Source organism: Olivibacter sp. SA151 (genome assembly GCF_054130995.1).
The window spans coordinates 5,260,683-5,282,838 of sequence record NZ_CP096391.1; the positions used below are offsets into that span (position 1 = coordinate 5,260,683).

At 41.8% G+C, this 22,156-nt stretch carries 13 protein-coding genes; 5 read left to right on the forward strand and 8 right to left on the reverse strand.

The genetic code is table 11. The features are described 5' to 3' along the window. Window positions 1-13: 13 nt before the first annotated feature. Window positions 14-238, reverse strand: coding sequence for a hypothetical protein (locus M1D52_RS21470; RefSeq protein WP_013665262.1), 225 nt, complete (start codon window positions 236-238; stop codon window positions 14-16). Between the two features lie 378 nt (window positions 239-616). On the opposite strand from M1D52_RS21470, the gene M1D52_RS21475 reads away from it, so the two are divergent. The 5 genes from M1D52_RS21475 (at window position 617) to M1D52_RS21495 (ending at window position 13,407) form a co-directional block, all read left to right on the forward strand. Continuing rightward, complete coding sequence (locus M1D52_RS21475) at window positions 617-4,774, forward strand: hybrid sensor histidine kinase/response regulator transcription factor (protein WP_013665261.1); 4,158 nt, start codon at window positions 617-619, stop codon at window positions 4,772-4,774. A gap of 248 nt (window positions 4,775-5,022) precedes the next feature. After that, window positions 5,023-8,163, forward strand: coding sequence for a SusC/RagA family TonB-linked outer membrane protein (locus tag M1D52_RS21480; protein ID WP_437393496.1), 3,141 nt, complete (start codon window positions 5,023-5,025; stop codon window positions 8,161-8,163). An 18-nt stretch (window positions 8,164-8,181) separates the two neighbouring features. After that, window positions 8,182-9,882: a RagB/SusD family nutrient uptake outer membrane protein gene (locus M1D52_RS21485; RefSeq protein WP_437393497.1), complete on the forward strand. Its 1,701-nt coding sequence runs from the start codon at window positions 8,182-8,184 to the stop codon at window positions 9,880-9,882. Between the two features lie 41 nt (window positions 9,883-9,923). Beyond that, entirely contained in the window at window positions 9,924-12,317 is a 2,394-nt protein-coding gene (locus M1D52_RS21490) for a sugar-binding domain-containing protein (protein ID WP_437393498.1), read from the forward strand. 661 nt (window positions 12,318-12,978) lie between these two features. Next, window positions 12,979-13,407, forward strand: a complete 429-nt coding sequence (locus M1D52_RS21495; protein ID WP_013665257.1) for a nuclear transport factor 2 family protein — start codon at window positions 12,979-12,981, stop codon at window positions 13,405-13,407. Between the two features lie 101 nt (window positions 13,408-13,508). Here the strand turns inward: M1D52_RS21495 and M1D52_RS21500 are convergent, their stop codons facing one another. The 7 genes from M1D52_RS21500 to M1D52_RS21530 all read right to left on the reverse strand — a co-directional run bounded on the left by M1D52_RS21500 (window position 13,509) and on the right by M1D52_RS21530 (window position 22,022). Continuing rightward, on the reverse strand, window positions 13,509-15,074 hold the full coding sequence (locus tag M1D52_RS21500) for a SusD/RagB family nutrient-binding outer membrane lipoprotein (RefSeq protein WP_437393499.1): 1,566 nt from the start codon (window positions 15,072-15,074) through the stop codon (window positions 13,509-13,511). A gap of 12 nt (window positions 15,075-15,086) precedes the next feature. Next, entirely contained in the window at window positions 15,087-18,185 is a 3,099-nt protein-coding gene (locus tag M1D52_RS21505) for a SusC/RagA family TonB-linked outer membrane protein (RefSeq protein ID WP_437393500.1), read from the reverse strand. 408 nt (window positions 18,186-18,593) lie between these two features. After that, complete coding sequence (locus M1D52_RS21510) at window positions 18,594-19,241, reverse strand: hypothetical protein (protein WP_130856155.1); 648 nt, start codon at window positions 19,239-19,241, stop codon at window positions 18,594-18,596. Window positions 19,242-19,559: 318 nt separating this feature from the next. Then, window positions 19,560-20,597: a linear amide C-N hydrolase gene (locus M1D52_RS21515; RefSeq protein WP_013665253.1), complete on the reverse strand. Its 1,038-nt coding sequence runs from the start codon at window positions 20,595-20,597 to the stop codon at window positions 19,560-19,562. 122 nt (window positions 20,598-20,719) lie between these two features. Next, the gene (locus M1D52_RS21520; protein WP_437393501.1) at window positions 20,720-21,082 is read right to left on the reverse strand and encodes a hypothetical protein; all 363 of its coding nucleotides are present in this window, start codon (window positions 21,080-21,082) and stop codon (window positions 20,720-20,722) included. Next, window positions 21,048-21,191 (reverse strand): RNA polymerase sigma factor, encoded by a 144-nt coding sequence (locus tag M1D52_RS21525; RefSeq protein ID WP_437393502.1) that lies wholly within the window; start codon window positions 21,189-21,191, stop codon window positions 21,048-21,050. The genes M1D52_RS21520 and M1D52_RS21525 overlap by 35 nt, the downstream gene beginning before the upstream one ends. A 168-nt stretch (window positions 21,192-21,359) precedes the next feature. Continuing rightward, entirely contained in the window at window positions 21,360-22,022 is a 663-nt protein-coding gene (locus M1D52_RS21530) for an HAD family hydrolase (protein ID WP_437393503.1), read from the reverse strand. Window positions 22,023-22,156 lie beyond the last annotated feature (134 nt).

A 22,156-nucleotide genomic window follows, 5' to 3' on the forward strand; every position in this document is an offset into this window, starting at 1 on the left:
TCAGAACAATTCATCAAATACAGTCTACATCCTTCTTGACAAGCATTTTTAGATCGTCCCCGTCTACTTTTCGCCAAGTATAATTTGACAAATCATTTAATTCAATGTCTTCCTCACTTTCGAGACTAGCCGTCAAGACCCATCGTGCATTAATTCTAACATAGGGTATCCTAAACAAATTGCTATACTCAATCTTTTTTCGCAATGACTTACTTAAATTTTCAAGGTTAGATGACATTATATTTATTTATAACACTAAATTACAAAGCAATCAGCATTATCCATAAAATAACTGTAATATACCTGAAAACCACTAGGCTTTTCATGTTTTCACCGAGAAAACAGTATTGCCTACCGAGTTCTTTCCTACACCCACCTAATACGCATCGCAACTAATTCAAAGCATTTCCTACTTTTGAACTAAATAAAAAAAGAAAACGACATTACGCTTAAGAAAGCAATTCACAGTCACATTGATACATATATGATCCCTGCTTGACCATGCCAAGGAACCGGCCGTCTTCAGGGATTTTCGATTTAAGAGAATCAACAAAGCACAATGAATCCAAGTAAATTCTCGTATTTTTACCAGGTAGTAAAATGAATCACTCGCTTTATGCCTATTCTGGTCTATCTGTGGCTCTTGTTTCTTCCCTTAGCGGCATTTGCCTTTAACGACAGTGCGATCTACCGTCATTATAACTATACTTTGCAAAATGGATTGCCGTTTAACAATATACGGGATATTAAGCAGGACAATACCGGCTTTATTTGGATCGCAACAGAGAATGGTTTAAGCCGTTTCGATGGGAAGGTGTTCAAAAATTTCAGCTATGATGTTTCATCGCCTCAAGGCTTACTGGGTAATTATGTACAAACAATCCTGATTGACAAAGAAGGAATACTTTGGGTTTCTTCCAGAAAAGGTGTCAGCAAATATAATAGCACAACCGAATCTTTCACACACTATCCAATCCTGGCCTCTGTCAAAGGTCAATACAAAATGGACGTAGGTTGTATAAGCAACTCAAACGACAAAAATGTTTTATGGATTTCTGCCAACGGCTTGGGCGTCTACCGCTTTCGCAAAGAATCCGGATCTTTTACAAGATATACCACGCAAAATCTAGAAGGTTTGCGCTCCAACATGGTAACGGCTATATTTGAAGACAGCCAAGGCTTACTATGGATAGGCAGTCAGGATGCGGGGCTACAGGTGTTCACACAACACAACAAAACCCTAAAGCCCTTTTATCCAATCCAGTCTGCCTTAAACCAAAAACCTTTCTGCCGTATACATAACATATTCGAAGATCCCGCAGGAAACATTTGGGTGGCAACCGACAGTGGCCTCTTTACTTACCGTCGACATAGTGCGAAGGGGCAATGGATTACTGCCCAAGCTTTAGGTACGCCTCATAACCACTATTTAAGTGTGGCTTGCCATAACAATAAAGAATTTTACTTAGGCATCCTAGACGGCGGGGCTTTCCATATACATTTTGAGGAAAGCACAGATCATAGGATTGTTATCAAGAAAGTTTCACGGGTAGATGAAAATGATTCAAAACCCGATGGCCTACATAGAAGGTCAATTACAAGCTTATTTTTTGATCGAGACGAGAATTTATGGGTAGGTTCATACGGCGATGGGGTATTCCTTATCGCCAAACCCATATATCCATTCTTTAATCTTCATGAAAATCAACTAAATCTCGTCAATAAGGCGGATCAAAATGTTCGTTTTTATGGCTTGCTGGAAGATGTTGCAGGGAATCTGTTTATAGGAACAGACGGTCACGGTATCTTTAAACTGGATTATGAAAACAAGCTACTGAAACACTACAAGAAAGAAAAGAACCGGTCATCATCCCTATCGGATAATGCTATACTGGCTACATTAAAAGATCACAACAACCAACTCTGGTTCGGCACTTATCGTGGTGGCCTTATGCGCTATAATACTCGACAGGACAATTTCACTCATTTTAAAGCGGACCCTACAAAGGAAGGGACGCTTGGCTCGAACGATGTCCGTATTATATTTGAAGATATGCGGCATCAACTCTGGGTAGGCACCAACGGAGGCGGGCTTAACAAACTAAACTACTCTACACAAAAATTCACCACCTTTGTCCCTCAAAATAGCACCATCCCTTCCAATGACATCCGTTCAATCGTTGAAGACAAACACGGGAACCTTATTATTGGCACCTACGGAGCCGGCATCACCTATTTTGAACAGCAAAAAGAACTTTTTCATCCCTTTTTTCCTGAGGGCGGAATCTTTGACAAATTAAAATCGGAGGTTATATACGATCTGGCCATTCTCCATGATGGGCATTTATGGATCGCAACGGAAAGTAACGGGCTATTGGTGTATGATATGGAGAAGAAGCACTTCGTTCATAATTTTCATGAAAGAAACGGCTTGGTAAGCAATACCGTCCTCGCTATTCAGCAAGACAATCAAGGGCACTGTTGGGTAAGTACAATACAGGGCTTATCCAGCATTGACTTAACGTCAAAGGCAATTACTAACTATGGTGCTAACTCCGGCGTGCAAGAGGGGACCTTCAACCCACGGGCAGCAATCTATAGTGAAAAAAGAAATCAACTTTTCTTCGCTGGTACCGGAGGACTAACCTATTTCAACCCAAAAAACGTAAATTATCAGCAACCCCAGAGAAGCATCATTTTGACGGGACTGGATTTACTAGGCAAAGAGATTACTTCTTATCCCAATAGGCTAATAGCTGCGCAAGAACAATCATTAAATGACAAAAAGAAACTAACGCTTCCATATAACTATTCAACTTTCACGCTACATTATGCTTCACTAACGTATGGACAATCGGGTCAACATCGTTTCGCTTATAAATTGGACGGTTTAGATGAGCGCTGGAACTATGTCGGTAATGAACAGGCAGCTACTTATCGCTATTTGCCTCCCGGAAACTATACGTTTCAGGTAGCACTGGAACAAGGCGGTCAAATCCTTAAGAGCAGCATTAAACAACTACATCTCGAGATCTTACCTCCATGGTATAAAACATGGTGGGCCTATATCATCTATTTTATTTTAGCAGGCGCCATTCTTTATTATTACCGCCGACACCAACTGCAAAAACAGAAGCTTAATTATCAGCTCAAAATCAGCCAGTTGGAACGGACTAAAGAACAAGAAATAAACGCTTTAAAAATAAACTATTACACCCGACTGTCACACGAATTCCGTTCCAGTTTAACGCTTATCCTTCAACCGGTTAAGGAGCTACTAAACAAAAAGGATGCGAATTCAGATCAAGACCCTTCTGTTAAGACCCTCTATGTAAACACCAACCGCCTACTAAGGCTCGCGAATCAAGCACTAACGTTTAGAAAAGACAATCTAACCAAAGAAAATTTGCAAATACAGTCGACAGACTTGGTCAACCTGATTCTGGAAGTATTAAATTGCTTTAATCACCAAGTTAAACAAAAGAATCTGTCAGTCACTTTTCATACGCAATTTGACGAGCTTTTCTTATTGATAGATCGTGAAAAAATCGAAATGGTCCTATTTAACCTGGTATTCAATGCCATTAAATTCACCAAAGAAGGGATATTGGAAATTAAACTTGCCAAGCTTGATCAGATGACGATTTTACTTAGTATAAAAGACAGTGGCTGTGGTATCGATAAACAAATTGGCGAGAAACTGTTTGAGCCCTTTGCTCATCATGAATCCTTTAATAAAAGCACTTTGGGATCAGGTTTTGGCGTTGGGTTGTGGATGGTTAAATCACTTATCGAACTACATGATGGCCGTATTTACTATGAGAGCGAATTGGGTAAAGGAACCACTTTTTATATGGAACTTCCCATGAAAGCCTCAGCCACGAGCACTAGCAGTGTACAGTTAAACCCCGGTAGTATTCCAACGGTTCTGCAACTGATGGAACAGGAGAACAAACCTCCGCTTCCCATGACCGCCAAAGCGACTTCCTTTTATAAAATATTGATAATTGATGATGATGTGAGCTTAACCAATTACCTCGAAAGCATGTTATCTAACTACTTTGAGGTATATGTGCAACACGAAATATCCGGTGCCTACCGCTTATTAGACGATAATCTACCGGATCTCATTCTTTGTGACATCGTCATGGAAGGGAGTAATGGAATCGAATTTTGCAAAGAGGTAAAAACAGATCCTTCCCGGAGGCATATCCCGATCATTTTGCTAACAGCCTCACATAATACGGAAACCAAATTGGAAGGCATACAGAGTGGCGCGGACGACTATATTACAAAACCTTTTGACATTGATGTATTAATAGCTAAAATACAAGCTATAATAAAAAGTAGAAGCGATTTAAAAGACTATTTTTTTCATCATATTACTGATAATGCCAAATTTCAAAAAATCAGTAGCGAAGACCGGGAGTTGCATGACAAGTGTTTGCTTATCATAGAAAAACACCTTACCGATCCTAGCTTCAATGTACATAAACTTGCCGACGCCTGCGGCTTTACTTATGCTACCCTAGGTAACCGCATTAAAGAGATACATAACCTCAGCCTTAATAGTTTTATCAGAACCGTACGCTTGGATATTGCCGCGCGTCTATTTCTCAGCTCAGAGAATACCATCTACGAAGTAGCCTATCAAGTAGGCATCCGCGATCTCAAGTACTTTAGAGAACAATTTGCAAAGCAGTATGGCATGAACCCCTCCGAGTATATTAAGAAATACAGAAAACCTTTTCACCGCGTTTACCATGCGAAATAGGATTTCACATTGTTCTTAAACACCTTTAAACTTTAAAAAGGCGATTAATAAAAAAAAAGCACAGATGATCCAGATAGAGCCTGTTAGGGTCACTTTCTTTGATTGTTCTACGAATGCCCCCCCTTTTTTTTTATTTTACCCCTCACTACCGGACGGGGGATAAACGACATTTGCTCCTCACAACCTAATCGATTATAGCAAGCCTAGCGCATGCTTCATCGGTTTCGTTTATTCTAACCAACAGCATTATGAATTCTATTTACAATCAAACACGAGGATTTGCACGAACATGTTTGGCACTGACTACCTTTTATATCTTTGCCATTCACAGTGTACAGGCCGCTGTTATTCCAACCAAGCTTGGAGTTAAACAGACTAATGTAAAACAACAAGCCATCGTAGGTACAGTGGTAGACGAAAGCGGAAACCCGCTCCCTGGAGTCAGTATCCGCGCAAAAAATGGACAAGGTGGGGGCAGTACCGATATGCAAGGAAAATTTAGCATACAACTCTCACCCACAGAAACGACTCTGGTGATCAGCTATGTAGGTTATCTAACGCAAGAGGTAACCATTGTCCACAATCAGGCCATGCGTATTGTCTTACAGCCCGATGCTCAAGCACTTAATGAAGTGGTTGTTGTAGGCTATGGAACGCAAAAGCGAGCAACAGTGACTGGATCTATTTCAGAAGTAAAGGGAGCTGATATGGTCAAAAGTCCACAACCAAACGTATCCAATTCACTTGCCGGGCGGTTTTCAGGATTGGTCGCCACCAATAGAGGTGGAGAACCGGGCTACGATGGCTCCCAAATACGTATTCGTGGTGTATCAACAACCGGCAATACCGATGTGTTGGTAGTGGTAGACGGTGTGCCCGGTCAGGTCGGCGGGTTAGAGCGATTGGACCCTAATGATATCGAAAGTGTAAGCGTACTCAAAGATGCCTCCGCGGCCGTCTACGGAAGCAGAGCCGCTAATGGCGTTATTCTAGTAACCACTAAAAAAGGCAGCAGCGGCAAACCCACGGTCTCTTATAGTTTCAATCAAGGTTTCGCTTCCCCTACCCGATTGCCAAAGATGGCCGATGCGGCCACCTACGCAACGATACGCAACGAAATAAGTTATTATAACAACCCGTCCGGTGGTCTGTTTCAATCCTATTCTGCTGATGAGATTGAGAAATTCAGAAATGGATCCGATCCCGAGAATTATCCGAATACCGACTGGCAACAAGAGGTATTGGCTAATACTGCCTTACAAAGCCAACATAATCTCTCTGTAAATGGAGGATCAGAGAAGGTAAAATATTTTGTCTCGGCCGGAACACTCAAACAAGATGGTATTTTTAAAAACGGAGTAACCAATTTCAAGCAGTATAACTTCCGTTCCAATATCGACTTGGATGTAACCGACCGCTTCAAAGTGGGCATGTCCTTAGCGGGCCGCGAAGAAAAACGTTTGTTTCCCACGACCGGGGCAGGTGATATTTTTCGCAATTTATACCGCGCCTATCCTACCGTATTACCACGTTACGCCAATGGTTTACCAACCACGGGTATAGAGAACAATAACCCGATTATGATGGTAACTGATGCCGGCGGAACGAATCAGAATCCGAAGCAAATTTTTAATGGTATTCTTAGAGCATCTTATCAATTACCGGTTGAAGGCCTTATGCTCGACGGCTTTTTTTCCGTCGATCGCTCTACAGAATCGGGAAAAAACTTTATTGTTCCTTACCTGGTATATAATTATGATGCAACCACCGGAATCTATCAACCACGCACCGTTGGCGAATCTAAAGCACAATTACAACAATTTCAAGAAAATACATCCCTAACTACCTCGCATATTAAATTAAATTATGAACGCAGTTTTGGCTCCCATAATATAAAAGCTTTTGCGGCTTATGAGCAAAGTGAACGGACACTGAACCGAATGGAAGCCGGACGCCGTAATTTCCCTTCTTCGCTTACCCCCGAACTATCACAGGGAGGAACCGCGTTGGAAGACCGCACGAATGCAGGATTAAGCTGGCGGGAAAGCCGCAAAAGCGTGATTAGTAGGATCAACTATAATTATGAGGAAAAATACTTAGTAGAAGCCCAACTCCGTGTGGATGGTTCATCCATCTTTCCAAAAGACAGTCGTTATGGTTATTTCCCGGGTATTTCCGCAGGTTGGCGCATTTCACAGGAAGATTGGTTTAAAAACAGAGTCAAATTCATCGATGACTTGAAGTTACGGGCCTCCTATGGTGAGCTGGGCGGTGATAATGTAGGCGCGAATCAATTTGTTAACAACTACATTTTTGGAAATTATTATACCCTTGGCAATAGCATATATCCTGGCATTGATTTAAACAAATTGGCCAATCCGAACATCACTTGGGAGGTTTCCAAAAAAACAGATATCGGCTTTAACGCGCAATTTTTGAAAAACTTCAACATGGAATTTATTTATTTCATGGAGAAGCGTTCTAAAATACTTTTACCGCGTAATGCTTCCATTCCAGGCAGCACCGGTATTGTTAACCCGTTTCCAACCAACGACAACACGCCTCTTGTTCCCTCTGAAAACATAGGTAAAGTTGATAATACCGGGCTAGAAGCCACTTTAGGTTATCAACGAAATGGCACGGTCAATTTTGGCATTGCAGGTAATATCACCTATGTCAAGAGCAACGTAGTTTTTAGAGATGAATCACCCGCAGTTTTACCTCATCAAAGTCAAACCGGCAGGCCACTAAATAGCTATCTTTTGTATCGTAGTGCGGGCATTTTCCGTAGCCAGGAGGAGCTGGACGCCTACCCACATGTTGCGGGAGCAAAGGTGGGTGATTTAATTTTGGAAGATTACAATGGCGATGGTGTCATTACTGCCGATGATATGGTGCAAACCAATTTAGGCAACATTCCACAGTTAACATTCGGTTTAACGCTAAATGCTTCGTACAAGCAGTTTGACCTCTCCGCCGTATTTGCAGGTCAAGGGAGGGTGCGTCAATACATTTTAGCCGAAGCCGGCACCATTGGCAACTACTTTAATACCTGGGCAGAAAATCGGTGGAGCCCGGAAAATCCCAATGGTAGCTATCCACGCGTTGACGAACGAGCTTCTTCCTCCATCAGCGGCGGATTATATAAGAACGATTTTTGGTTGTTTAATACGGCTTTTGTTCGTTTGAAAAATGTAGAATTAGGGTATACGCTGCCGGAAACACTGATAAACAAGATAGGCATCAAATCATTAAGGTTTTTTGCTAGTGGATTTAACCTTTTTACCGTTACGAAACTGAAAGACTTTGACCCTGAAGGTTCAAGCGAGAGCGGCCAATTTTATCCGCAACAGCGCATTATCAACATAGGCGCCAATGTACGTTTCTAACCTTTAAACGCTAAAAACATGAATACCATATATAAAACAAAATTAGTTGCCTTAGCAGCGTTGGTACTAACAACGGCTGCGTGCAAGAAAGATTTCCTCGATGTTACGCCAACAGACAAAGTATCGGATACAGCTGTTTTAAGTGATTCCGTCTTATTCGAAGCATTTGTCGTCAATCGCTACCTTGGCGTACGGCTTATTGATAAGGAAGCTGAAGGAACGCCTCCCGGCTTTGGAAGAGGTTTTGAGTATGCTATGTGGTCGTCGCTATCGGACGAATCGATTTACAACAATGACGATAACACTTGGTTTATTCAACGCGGACAGCTTTTACCGGAAAATACGGGTATCGCCGGCACCTTTTGGAAACGGAGTTATCGTAGCATCCGTGAATGTAATTACGCCTTAACTCATATTAACGAAGTTCCGATGAGCGAAGCCCACAAGAATTTATTGGTTGCTGAACTGAAATTCATCCGAGCCTTCCGCTACCACGACCTGATCCGAAATTACGGAGGAATCGTTTTGTTGGGTGATAAAGTAGTCGAGTTAACGGATGATTTCAGTGATCCCAGCTTATTTAAAAGGGAAGACCTAGCTACCAGCTTAGCTTATGTTTTATCCCAATTGGATGAGGCTGCTGCCGGACTTCCGGAAAATAATAGTAATAGCTGGCTTCGTGGTCGCGCAACGAGAGGCGCTGCTTTAGCACTTAAATCTCGCTTAACGCTCTATGCGGCCAGTCCGCTTTATAATGTTGGGACTTGGGAAGCGGCGGTTCAAGCAGCCAACGCTGTCATTGCGCTAAATCGCTATACTATCTCACAAAATGGTTACCGCGCACTTTTCCGCAAGACGAGTGATGATAATGAAATCATTTTTGCCCGTTATTATTCTGTTGGAGCTCGACATGTTCCCATGGAAATTGCCAACGGCCCTAATGGCTACGACGGTTGGGGAGGCAATGTACCTTTGCAAAATTTAGTAGACGCCTACCGCATGGCTAATGGAAAGTCAATTTCTGATCCGACTTCAGGTTATGATCCACAAAACCCCTACGTTGGGCGTGATCCTCGTTTCTATCAAACCATTTTTTACAACGGAGCTGGTTATCGTGACCGAAATGTTGAGACTTTCCGTCCCGGCGGCCGTGATAGCCAAGATGGTCCGTCTAACTGGAATACCAGTAAAACCGGTTACTACCTACGAAAATTTATCGATGAAGACATGCCGATTAATAACCCTTGGAATATTGCAGGTTTACAACCGTGGATTTATTTTCGCTACGCCGAAATACTCTTAAACTTTGCAGAGGCGGCGAATGAACTTTCCGGACCTGATGCAATACCTGCAGGTGCCCGCTTTTCAGCGCGTGAAGCTTTGAATCAAATCCGTAGCCGGACGGGTGTTGAAATGCCTGCTGTGCCCGCAGGTTTAAGTCAAGAGGCTTTCCGAGAACTTGTGCGTAATGAAAGGCAAATTGAATTAGCCTTTGAAGAACACCGCTTCTATGACGTTCGTCGTTGGAAAATCGCAGAGCAGACAGAAAACGTACCTGCTTATGGTATAGAAATCACCAAAAACGGAAGCACCTTTAATTATACACGTAAAATTGCGCTTGATGGCAGAAGTTTTGCGGCGAAACACTATTGGTTGCCGATCCCTCGAGAGGAAATCCAAGCGTCCAATAACACCTTGCAGCAAAATCCCGGATACTAGCAGAAACGGTAAATTTATATTTAACTAACAAACAGCAGTTCATGAAAGAATTTGTCAGCATACTGATGGCCATAATCTTCGGATTATCGGCTATGGCCCAACAAAAAGTACTTTTTAATGATCAATGGAGGTTCCACTTAGGGGACATTTCGCAGGCCTCTGAAAAATCATTCAACGATCAAAGCTGGCAGCGGGTAGTATTGCCCCATGATTGGACCATCGCCGGCCCTTTTGATAGTCGGTGGGCAAGTGCTACCGGCTACCTTCCAGGTGGCGTCGGTTGGTATCGCAAAACATTTAAGCTATCATCACAAGATGTCAAGAGCAAACACAGTATTTATTTTGACGGTGTCTATAAAAATGCAGAAGTTTGGGTCAATGGCCATTACTTGGGTAAACGTCCCAACGGCTTTATCCCCTTTTTTTATGACCTTAGCCCGTATCTAAAGAGTGGAGAAAATGTACTGGCGTTAAAGGTAGACCACAGTCAATTTGCTGACTCCCGCTGGTATACCGGCTCCGGCATTTACCGTAACGTATATCTTATCAAGCAGCAGCCGCTACATTTTGCCACTTGGGGGATTACGTTTCAAACCCCTACCCTGAACGGCAGGGAAGCAAATGCAACAGTGGATATTGATCTAATCAATGAAGAGGCCTTAACTTCCGATGTGACACTAACGGTTTCTTTGTTAGACAAAAGCGGTAACACCGTCGCTCAAGAAAAACAGCAAGTCCATTTAACCGGCAGTAAAGAACAGCAAACAACCGCCAAATTACATCTTTTAAATCCCAATCGATGGTCGATAGAAAATCCTTATTGCTATACCCTGGCTATAGAACTTACAAAGGCTAATAAAGCCATCGACAGTTATCAAGAGAAAGTGGGATTCCGAACTTTTCGATTCGATGCCAACAAAGGTTTCTTTCTAAACGATCAGAACATGAAACTAAAGGGAGTTTGTATTCATGACGATGCAGGCGCCTTGGGAGTTGCTACTTTTGAGAGTGTTTGGCGCAGAAGACTTAAAACCTTAAAAGAAGGTGGAGTAAATGCGATACGTATGAGCCATAATCCACACGCTGACTTCTTTTACACTTTGTGTGATGAACTCGGCCTATTAGTGATGGATGAAGCTTTCGACGAATGGGAATTTGGTAAAAACAAATGGATCTCGGGTTGGAATGTAGGCAGCCCCGGAAAAGACGGCTATCATCAGCATTTTAAAGAGTGGTCCCAAACCGATGTCAAAGACATGATCCGAAGAAACCGAAACCGGCCTTCCATTATTATGTGGAGTATCGGTAACGAGGTTGATTATCCCAATGATCCTTATAGTCATGAAATCCTGAGCGGGGGGAACAATCCACAAATTTATGGAAAGGGTTATTTGGCTGACCATCCGCCGGCCAGTCGACTTAGTGTGCTTTCCAAATCACTGGCAGAAGCTGCAAAGAGCGTCGATTCTACTCGCCCCATTACAGCGGCCCTGGCAGGTGTAGTCATGTCAAATACGACAACCTATCCTGAAAACGTAGATATAGTTGGCTATAACTATCAAGAGTATCGCTATGCAGCGGATCACGCTAAATACCCATCACGTGTTATCTATGGCAGTGAAAACGGTATGCAATATAAAGCTTGGCTTGCAGTAGATACAAACGATTATATTTCCGGACAATTTCTATGGACCGGCATTGACTACCTCGGCGAGGCTGGCAAATGGCCTACAAGAAGTAATGGCGCAGGGCTATTAGATCTCGCGGGTTTGCCAAAGCCGGAGTATTATTTCAGACAGAGCTTATGGGCAACAAAACCCATGGTTTACATTGGCACCTCGCCTATTCCCGATGGCGATGATAGCGGTATCTGGAGTCACAAGAAAGCGGATCCCATTTGGGAGCCTACTTATGGTAAACGGCAGAGAGTTACTTCTTTTTCAAACGCTGAAGAAGTGGAACTCTTCCTAAATGGAAAGTCATTAGGAAGAAAAGCAAAACAAGATTTCAACACCGGTTACATCTATTGGGACATCCCCTTTGAACCTGGTACGTTGGAAGCAAGAGCCTATCTTGATCAAAAACAGGTCGCTACTTACACGCTACGATCTACTACCAAACCGACTCAACTAGCTTGTCGGATTTTGAACGAGAACGAAACAGATAAATTAAAAGAGATATTGGTGCAAGCGGTTGATGAAAATGACAATCCCGTATACATGGCTAATGATGCAATAGAAGTACAAATTGACGGGCCGGGTGAGTTTAAAGGAATGGAAAATGGAAATCATCAAAATCTAACAAGTTATTTATCACTTCGTAATCAGTTGCATCACGGGAAAGTATTAATTTATATTTATAAACAAGAGCCCGATAAAAATGTAGCTGTAACCATTAAATCCGCTTCTTATCCGGCTGTAAAAATGCAGCTCTAACATCGGATTCTTACAGTTGTTTCTTGCATACAGCTTAATAATAAGCCCCTATTTTCAGGTATTACCATTTCATGGATAGCAAACATATTTGCTATCCATGAGCTTTCAGCAATCAGCTTTCGGTTTTCAGCTTTAGATAGTCTGTCTGTCGGTTATAAGTTCTATGTTATAGGTTTTAAGTGATCGGCTATCAGAGGTCAGCTTTCAGTCGCGCTAGCCCTTCTCATTATCACATTGGCTCATTAACAAGCTGTCAGAAGTCGGCTATCAGCTTTCAGTCGCACTAACCCTTCTCATTATCTCATTGGCACATCGTTTCATTGGCTATTAAGCTATAAGCAATAAGCGCTAAGCTGTAGGTGTTACCGAATACTGCTGCTACTGCAACCATTCAACGACTCAACTACTTCCCTACTTACTACTCAACTATTTCAAACATAATACCTCAACTATTTAACGACTCAACTATTCAACTACTTCTTAACTACTCCACCATTTAACGACTCGCCAATTTTCACCGAAAAATCCCTGCTATTTACCGAGTTCTCCGCATAGCTCACCTAATTTCACTCGAGTCGCATGTTCCTTTGCTTTACCTTTGAATCAAAGAACAAAATATAACAGCAAATAATAAAAAATTAACCCTTTAAATCGTAAAGTCATGAGAACCTCCATTAAATCCATCATCGCTGCCATTATAGTTATTACTTCAAGTGCTTTTGCTAATGCTGCAACAACAGATAAAAACTTAAATACAGCAGAAAGCACTATCCATGAATACATAGATGGTATTACCTTAGGCCGTACAGAAAATCTGGAAGAATTATTTACCGAAAACTTTAAACGTAACACCGCGGGTAAAGGTGTTGTTCATAGCCACACCAAAGCACAGGTAATTAATTTTTTAAAACAGAACAAAAATTTAAAACAAAATTGTAAAACCCAATACAATGTAATCGAACAAAGTGCTCAATTTGCGCTTGCGCAGATAGAAATGAAATACCCGGATTTTACAAAAGTTGAATATGTTCAATTATGTCGAGAAGGCAACGGATGGAAGATCAACCAAGTAACTACTACTTATAGATAGGTCGTAAGCGTTTGCAGAAGGTCTGAAACAGGAAACAAATACGTAAAAAGTAAGCCACGTTTTAAAACCGTGGCTTACTTTTTACGTATATAAGTCTCCTATTATTCCACGTCCCACCACATACGCGAAGTCATTCGATCCCCGTTACGATAACGGGAAACCGCTTCATTATAGTTCGCGGTATTGATCGATGCTTCGCTGGTTGGATACGTAAAACGACGGGGCACCTTGCCATTCGTCACATTATTAAAATAGTTTACTTCTTTTAATATTGGATAGCCTGAACGCCGATAATTTGTCCAAGCCTCGTACTCATCCATAAACGTTGCAATCCAATATTGCGTATTAATTTGTTCCAACGCCTGATTGGCATCAAATGGGTTAGCAGTTAAGTAAGCTGTGGCCTGTGACTCTGTGATGGCCGGTGACGCCCCCAACTGGTTCATCTGCAAGATGGCCGCTTTTACCCCTTCGTCGTAGTAGGTCTTGGCGTCACCCCCTATCCAACCACGATTTGCTGCCTCAGCCAATAACAGTTGCGTTTCTGCATGAGTCAATAGAAAGCTTGGTGCATCCAAACGCGCGTAGGTATAACGATTCACAATCGAATAGTTGTTAAGATTTCCCGGCCAGTTCGGCGCTTTTGAAATATCCGTTTCAGCGCCCAATTCATCATAACCGTTTGGCATACCTAATTGCTTGGAAGCTGTAGTATCTCCCAAATCATAGTTTGCATTCCCGTAAGCCAATTCAGGTGCTTCAGCTACCGTAGCGATATAAATAAGTCGAGGGTCATTGGTGCCTTTTAATTGATTGATAAAAGCCTCGCTCACCCGCGATGCGTTAGCATCTTGATAAACCAATACCTTTCCGTATGCATTGGCCGCATCTGTCGTATTTAATTGATGCTGCATCATGGCATTGTCATCATTACCGGTAAATACACCACCTTCTAATGCTCGGTTTACCCATTGACTACCGGTTTGAGGGTCTACCTTTGACAAACGCAGCCCCAAACGCACCATGAAAGAGTAGGCAAACTTCTTCCATTTATCAACGTTACCGCCGTAAATTAAATCAGCCGTCGATAAAGTATTGGCGGCATTCGCGTCTAGCGCACTTGCTGCCTCGTTCAACTCTTTATATAAATCATGATAGATTGCCTCCTGGGTATCATACTTCGGATAGCCAACACCATCCAAGTAGCCCAGCCCTGCTTCGCTATACGGAATATCACCGTATAAGTCCGTCATCTTTTGAAAGATTGCAACACGCATAATACGGGCGATGTGATAAGCATTAGCTTTTGCAGGATCGTCTTTGAATTTGCTGAGCACCATGGTAATGTCTTTCACAGCATTTGGATAATCACGATCCCAGTGTGCAGCATTATAAGCCGCATCATAGGTATATTTATCACCGTTCCAATAACTTTGTGTAGAAGCGAGGTGCTGCACCATGGTAGCACAATAGATTAAGCCATTTCGCCAAACATTATAATCAGTGCCTGCATGGTACACTTGAGCTGAAGAGAATAATAAATTATAATCCATCCCATTCTCCGGGATTGCATTCGGATCGGTATTGATTGCTTCAAAATCCTTGGTACAGCTCCAAAAGGTAGTCGCTGCCAAAGCCAAGGTCAATATGAACTTAGAATATCTCATTGGATAATATTTTTAGAACTTAACATTAAGATTAAAGCCAAAACTTCTTACAGGGGGATTGGATGTAGCCTCTAGCCCCTGTGCATTTGAATTGTTGTAAGCAGACTCCGGATCGATGTTCGGCGTGTGCTTCAACAGGGTCGCCAGGTTGCGGGTAACCAGTGAGATAGTAGCAGCCTTAAAAGGCATTTTTTGCAAAAAGCTACTCGGCAAGGTATAACCCAACGATAACTCACGCAACTTAATAAAACTTGCATCGTATACAAACTCTTCCGCAATGTTATTATTGATGGCTAAATTTTGATAATAATTTTGTGCCGGTACCGCCACGGTATTCGGACTGCCATCTTCGGTAACCCCGGCTCCAATAACTCCACCTTCGCGTCCATTTAGTGTTTCTTTATGCAAACCCGCATTATATAAAAGTAGGTTGGTCGCTGAATACAATTTGGCGCCAAACTTAAAGTCGAATAATGCAGACAAAGAGAAGTTTTTGTATTTGAATTGATTGGAGAAGCCACCGGTTGTTTTGTAAACGCCCGAACCTAATGGTACGACACCATCCGTACGTAACGGATTACCGTCCGAACCATAAATAATATTCCCCTGATCATCCCGTCTATAGGCAAAACCCATAATCTGGCCATAACGCATGCCAACCACATTACTCACGACCACGCCACTTCCGTAAGCCGCCTCTGACCCCTGGATGGTCAAGGCATTTACACCTTCACCTAAATACTTAATTTCACTATCATTAAAGGCCAAGTTTAAGCTTGTATTCCAGGTAAAGTTGTCGTTTTGGACAGGTGTTCCTGAAATCAATCCCTCGATACCCCGATTACGCACCTCACCAATATTCTGAATAGCTGCATTAAAGCCAGACGCTGTACTCGTACTGATGATGGCAATATCGTCCTTTGTATCTTTTTGATAAACTGCAGCATCAAAGCTTAAACGATTATTGAAAAACTGCATATTTAACCCAGCCTCATATTCACGAATTTGAACGGGCCTCAGATTCGTGTTCGGCACGTTCTCATTTTTTACGTAACCCAATGGCACTCCGTCCTTATCATAAGTTCGTAAAGAAAAATTCAGTAAATTCTGATAAGGAGTTGTTCCATTGGACGATTCAGCATAAGAGGCTCTGAATTTGGCAAAGCTGATTGCTTCCGGTAAATCGAAGGCCTCACTGAATACGAAACTGGTGCTCACTGACGGATAAAAATAGCTGTTGTTACTAGGGTTTAAAGTGGAGAACCAGTCGTTTCTTCCTGTGAAGTTCAAGAATAGAAAATCCTTATAACCAAAGTCTGCCGTACCATAAAAAGAGTTTACTCGAAAACGCTCGTACTCGGGCACATATTTAGTATTCGGTGCATTGATATTATTAATATTATACACATAAGGCACAATAAAAGGTCCCGCGGCACCGCCTAACAGGCCGTAGGCACGGTTAATGTTATCCTGATGATTACCGCCTAACGACGCGTTGATACTAAAATTCTCACCGATTTTCTTATTCGCGGTAATCAAAAAGTTGGCGTTCAGTTCGCGGAAGTTACGCTCATATTCTGTCAGCTCGCCTCCATTTGCATAAGCCGTTCCGGTAGGCGTTACCTTTCTAAATTGAAAAACATAACCATCCCTACTCACTTGTCCCTGAATAGATAACCAGTCTAAGATATCATACTTCAATGTCGCCGCCCCGGTTAAACGGTTACGATCCGTATTGTTCTGATGTTCGTAGGCTAAAAAATATGGATTGTTAAAGTAGAGGTTTGTTCCAGGAAGCAATTCATTCCCGTCAGCGTTACGGTACGGATTTAGCCATCGAATGTCGTAACCATTTCCTAAATACAAGGTTGAAGCATTAATATTCGTAGAGTTATTAGCTAACAAAGCCCGATTTTTTACCTGTTCAAAGATATAATTCGCAGTAATGGTCAACTCTAGCTTATCAGTAATCTTATAGCTGGTATTCGTGTTAATTCCCTGTTGCTTCATGTTCGAATTGGGAATGTTGGGATTGTTATATAAGTTCGATAAGCCAACGCGGTAGCGCACCTTCTCACTACTTCCGGCAATAGCAACTGAGGTTTGGTTATTGATACCGTTTCTATAGAAATTCTTCCAATTATCCGGCCCGGGAGAATAGGTATAAGTATTACCTAATAAATTCACTGCTTCGGAACCATCAAATCGGGGCCCCCAGCTGGAAACAGCTGAGTTAAGCGCGGAAGTTGCCGAAGTAGGTTTCACCCCTTGCGTACCTTGTCCGTATTCGTTTTGAAAATCTCTGAAGTCGATAATATTGTTCAGGGTGAAGTTGTTATTCAGCTCAACAGATAAGGCCTCACCCGCCTTCCCACTTTTTGTGGTGATTAAGATAGCACCATTACCGCCACGGTAACCATATAGAGCTGAAGCTGCCGCACCTTTCAATACTTGAATGTCGGCAATGTCATCGGGGTTGATATTCGATAAACCATCACCGAGGTCGAGTCCGCCGTATTGTCCCGCACTGCCTTGATTGGTATTGTCGAACGGCACACCATCAATAACATACAGCGGTTGGTTATTGCCCGTCATCGAAGCATTACCTCGGATCACAACCCGACTGCTACCGGAAGCTCCCGTGGCATTATTCGAGACACTAACCCCGGCAACTTTACCGGTAAGGGCATTGCCCAAGTTTACATCACGCGATTGGGTAAACTTATCCCCCTCTACCCGGGTGGTCGAATAACCCAAAGCTTTCGATTCGCGTTTAATCCCCAACGCGCTTACGACGACCTCATTCAGCGCATTGGTTTCCGGAGCAAGGGTAACGTTCATTATTGGATTATCACCAACAGCCACCTCCTTTCGAGTATAACCGATATAGGTGAAAACAAGGATTTCTCCTTTTTTCGCTTTGATTTCGTAGACTCCGTTGGGTGAAGTCTGAACGGATTGTTGCTGTCCCTTAACCATGACGGTAACGCCGGGTAATGGGCCTGATTCATCTTTCACCGTTCCTTTAATCGTTTGCTGTGCATACAATTGAGCTGTACTCAGCAAAAAGAAAAATACAGCTCCAAGGAGCATTTTGTAGTACTGAAACATAGTTTAAAAATTACAATATTTGACTTGTAGAGGGACCGATAGCGCAAACCGGTCAAGCTATAACCTAATCCCAATAGAATTAAACGTTTTAGCAACAATTATTTTGCCGTACTTGCACTGACTATGCGTTTAAACAGATAAAAAAATTTACGCAGGTGAAAAGGGCTTATATATTCAGGTGATTCATTTAACTGGCCTCCAAATTATCAATTGTCATTCAAACACTTAACCAGTTATAAAATATATACAGATATATTGATTGTCGATTGATTCTTTTTTGACAAATAACAGGGGATGATCCTTGCCCACACCTGCCAACCACAAAAATCTCCACAAAGTGTAGAAAAATGCCATCGTTGGCAGTAATCCTAACGGAATTAAAACAACTTTGAAGCTGAATACATGAGATTATCGCGTCGCACGATTTAAGAAAGATTTTTTAATACTAAGCGAAAAATAGAGTAAGCGGTCATCATGTCGACTATACATATTGGCGTAACCGTCTAATTCATCCCCAAAGTAAAGTCCCAGTTGAGCATTTGCGTTGATAGCCCAAGTTGGTCCGCTTATCGAATAGCCAAAAGGAATGTCAATACCTAAATTTAATGGCACAAATACCGCGCTGCTTTCATCTTCACCTACCAAATGTGCATCATTTGGCGTTCCTCGGTTTGCATCAATTTCATTTCGCAATAAACCAATCCCTGTGCCTACATAAATATTACGGATCAAGGATCTGAAAAAATGTTCACGGATATAAGTCAACTCGAAATTTTCCTTGTCATCGATCCACAATAACCCTAAGCGCGCTTTTGCATTGATGTTAGCGCCCATGTAATTATTTTTGGCCATTCGGCCCATCGGATCGTTAGCAGCAAGTCGACCCATCATTCCTTGCACACCAACTGTCATAAAAGGAATCACAATATAATCAGCGCCTATATGATAACCAAATTTCAGTGGCTTATGCATCATTTCACCGTAAAGCTGAGTGGCACCGGCTCCCAATTCCACGCTCAGACCTCCTCCAAATTGGCAAAAAGCTAGATAAGGCATTGAAAAAAATATACCAAGAGTTATACAGTAAAAAATTTGACGATTATATATAAAGATCATGATGATATAATTTATGGCTATGATAACATAAACGTTATCGGCGATAAATTAGTCTTTAAATATCGATTTTCTTTATTCAAGGATTAATTTAGCCAACATTCACAGCCTTCGTTCTTTTCCAACAATTAGTATGTCTTTAAATAGAAAAGATAAAATATACAGCAAGCAGGATTTTCTAATCGTTAACGATATGTTAAGCACTGGAAATAGCAAGCAGTGTTCGTTGGCCAAAAAAGATCTATGCTGTCCCTTATACGTTTACAAGCCCTGAAATTTAAAAGGTTTACTTATTATAAATTTTTTGGCAGCATTTCCAGCGTAAGTTTCGCCATTACTAATTTTAAGCACTTTCACCGCTGCATTCTCCGAAAAATCTACGTCTTTGAAATCGACCCAAAATGTGTTAGGAGTAAGGGCGGTTTCAAAATAATAAACTAAATTCTTATGGTCTGAAACCGAACGCCAACGCGTAGAGGATATATTAGGTTGATCAGGTGTAGAAATTCCAAATGGAACAGAGCAGTTCCGAATAACACTGAAAGCACTTGCTACTGCAATTCTGCGATCGGCCGTTTTGGGAACTGAATTCGCATAGAACGCAGCACGTACAAAACGATCCGCTGCTCTATTCGTTCCCGGCAGCATGACAGTTCCTCCGATTTCTGACCAATATTCATTTAATGCTAACTGCTTTTCAAAAATAGGTGAGTTTGTCATCACGTTATAGGACGTATCGTGATGGATCACCAGTTTGCCTTTAATATATTCAAAAATAGCGTTGTCTCCTGTTCCATCCGAAAGTGATAGATGCAAGGTAGTCAAGCGCTCCTGTCCAGGTACATTTGCCGTTATAATCGTGATTTTCTCATCTTGAAGAGCGTCTACAGCTTCTGATACGGTTGCGAAATTATCAAGTACATACTGTGCCCATAGTGCAATCGATAAACCAGGTGTTTGTTGATTCCAAATAGGATATTCAGACTCGGCTAACCACAAGACATTAGCTACCAGCCCCTTCTCATTCATGCCATCCGTTGTGGAAATATCATAGCCAGAAGCAATTACACTTCCATATTTTGATTTCCATTGGATGGATTTTGGTCCCACCTCCCCGCTTCGTTCCATCCCGCGTGGAAAAATCCAGAGGTTTGTAAGAATATCATCTTTCCAATCCATAGAACGAGCTGTTAACAAAGTGCCATTCGTACCCTTGTAGACCACGCGTGTGCAACTTTTTACATCCGTTTTAACCGAACAAACAAAAAGTATGAATGCTAATAGTATTGATTTTCTCATAAAACGATTTGATAAACAAATTGGCTGTTACGTATTGAACAATAATAAATGCACAAATGTTCTGACCGAGCTCAATTTGTGCATTTATTAATTAGTCTCCTGTTTTCCCGAGGGACTTTATACTACCGCTGTTCTAGTTCATTAGCCAGTCTTGCCATACTCGCTGCAAAGAGTGTATCCACTCTTACTTTCGCGTCTAAAGCCTTTTGCTTGGCTTCCTCCGGATTTTTGGCAAGTGCTAAAACTGCCGGTAAAATCCGCTTCACATCCTCCGGTTTATCTACATCGAAATACCATTCATCCAAGCCAATATCCTTCCACATGATTCCTTTAGAGGTTTGTTCTTCAAACCTACCAACCAAAGCGGGTATACCGTTTCCGATACACATAATTGGGGAATGCATTTCCAATCCAAATAATCCTGCTGAGAGCCTATAAGTACTCACGGCTTCATCCCGATTCGATAATATCTTCACTTTCGTCATCCCCCACATATTTTGTTGCAAAGAAGCGAAGTGCGGCATAGTAGGTCTTATACGTCCGTTCGAAAACGGCATTGTCACCTAGATTGCATTGACCACCTCCGATATGCATTTCGATGTTTATAATTGGTTAGATAATAAAGGAGTATACTGAGAAGCCCCTTTCTGTAAAAATATAAAATAAAATAGGAATCAGAAAAAGATAGTAGCAATTCGGCTTTAGTTCCCAAGCTAACAACCGAAAACCAATAACTAACAACTATTAACTAACCGCTAACTACTAACTAACTGCTAAAAACTCTTCCAATACCTGGTGAAGATTATCAAACATACGATCAACTAGTAAAGATTGGCGAATCGACTCATGTGTCTGTATACCCCAGCACATCAACCCGGCGGCCTTTGCCGCGGTTGTTCCCGTTACAGAATCCTCCAGTACCAGACAATCCTGCTTGTCTACCCCTAATTGCTCTACACACATAAGGTACGGCTCGGGATGTGGCTTGGTATTCTTAACTTCCGTACGCGTCACTAAGCACCTAAAATATTTCATCAAATCATGGGCTTCCAAATAGTAAATAGCAACTTCCCGCTTGCTGGAAGTAACAAGAGCGATCACGATTTCTTCTTTATGCAGATAACTAATCAGCTCTTTTGCCCCAGGCATCAATGGTACTAATTCTTCATCATACTGCTGTGCTACTTTCGATTTTACTTTTGACAAGAACTCATTAACATCCGGTTGGAAATTATATTGTTTTTGTAGTACATCAATTGCCTGAACATCTGTTTTACCGGCAAGCGATGTAAGCCATAATTCACTTTCCAGTATAAAGCCGTAAGTGGCTAACACCGCTTTCCAAGCTTTATAGTAAAACCACTCTGAATCTATTAAAGTTCCGTCTAAATCGAATAACACTGCTTTTGGTTTTTTTAGCATCATATTTTTACATTTACTTATTTCTTCACTATAGCTGATGCAAAATGCGAAGAAAAGCTGGGTTTTACCTTATTAAATAAAACTTTTGTAAATTACACTAGCATAATTAATCCCTCGTCAATATGTTCCTAATTTGA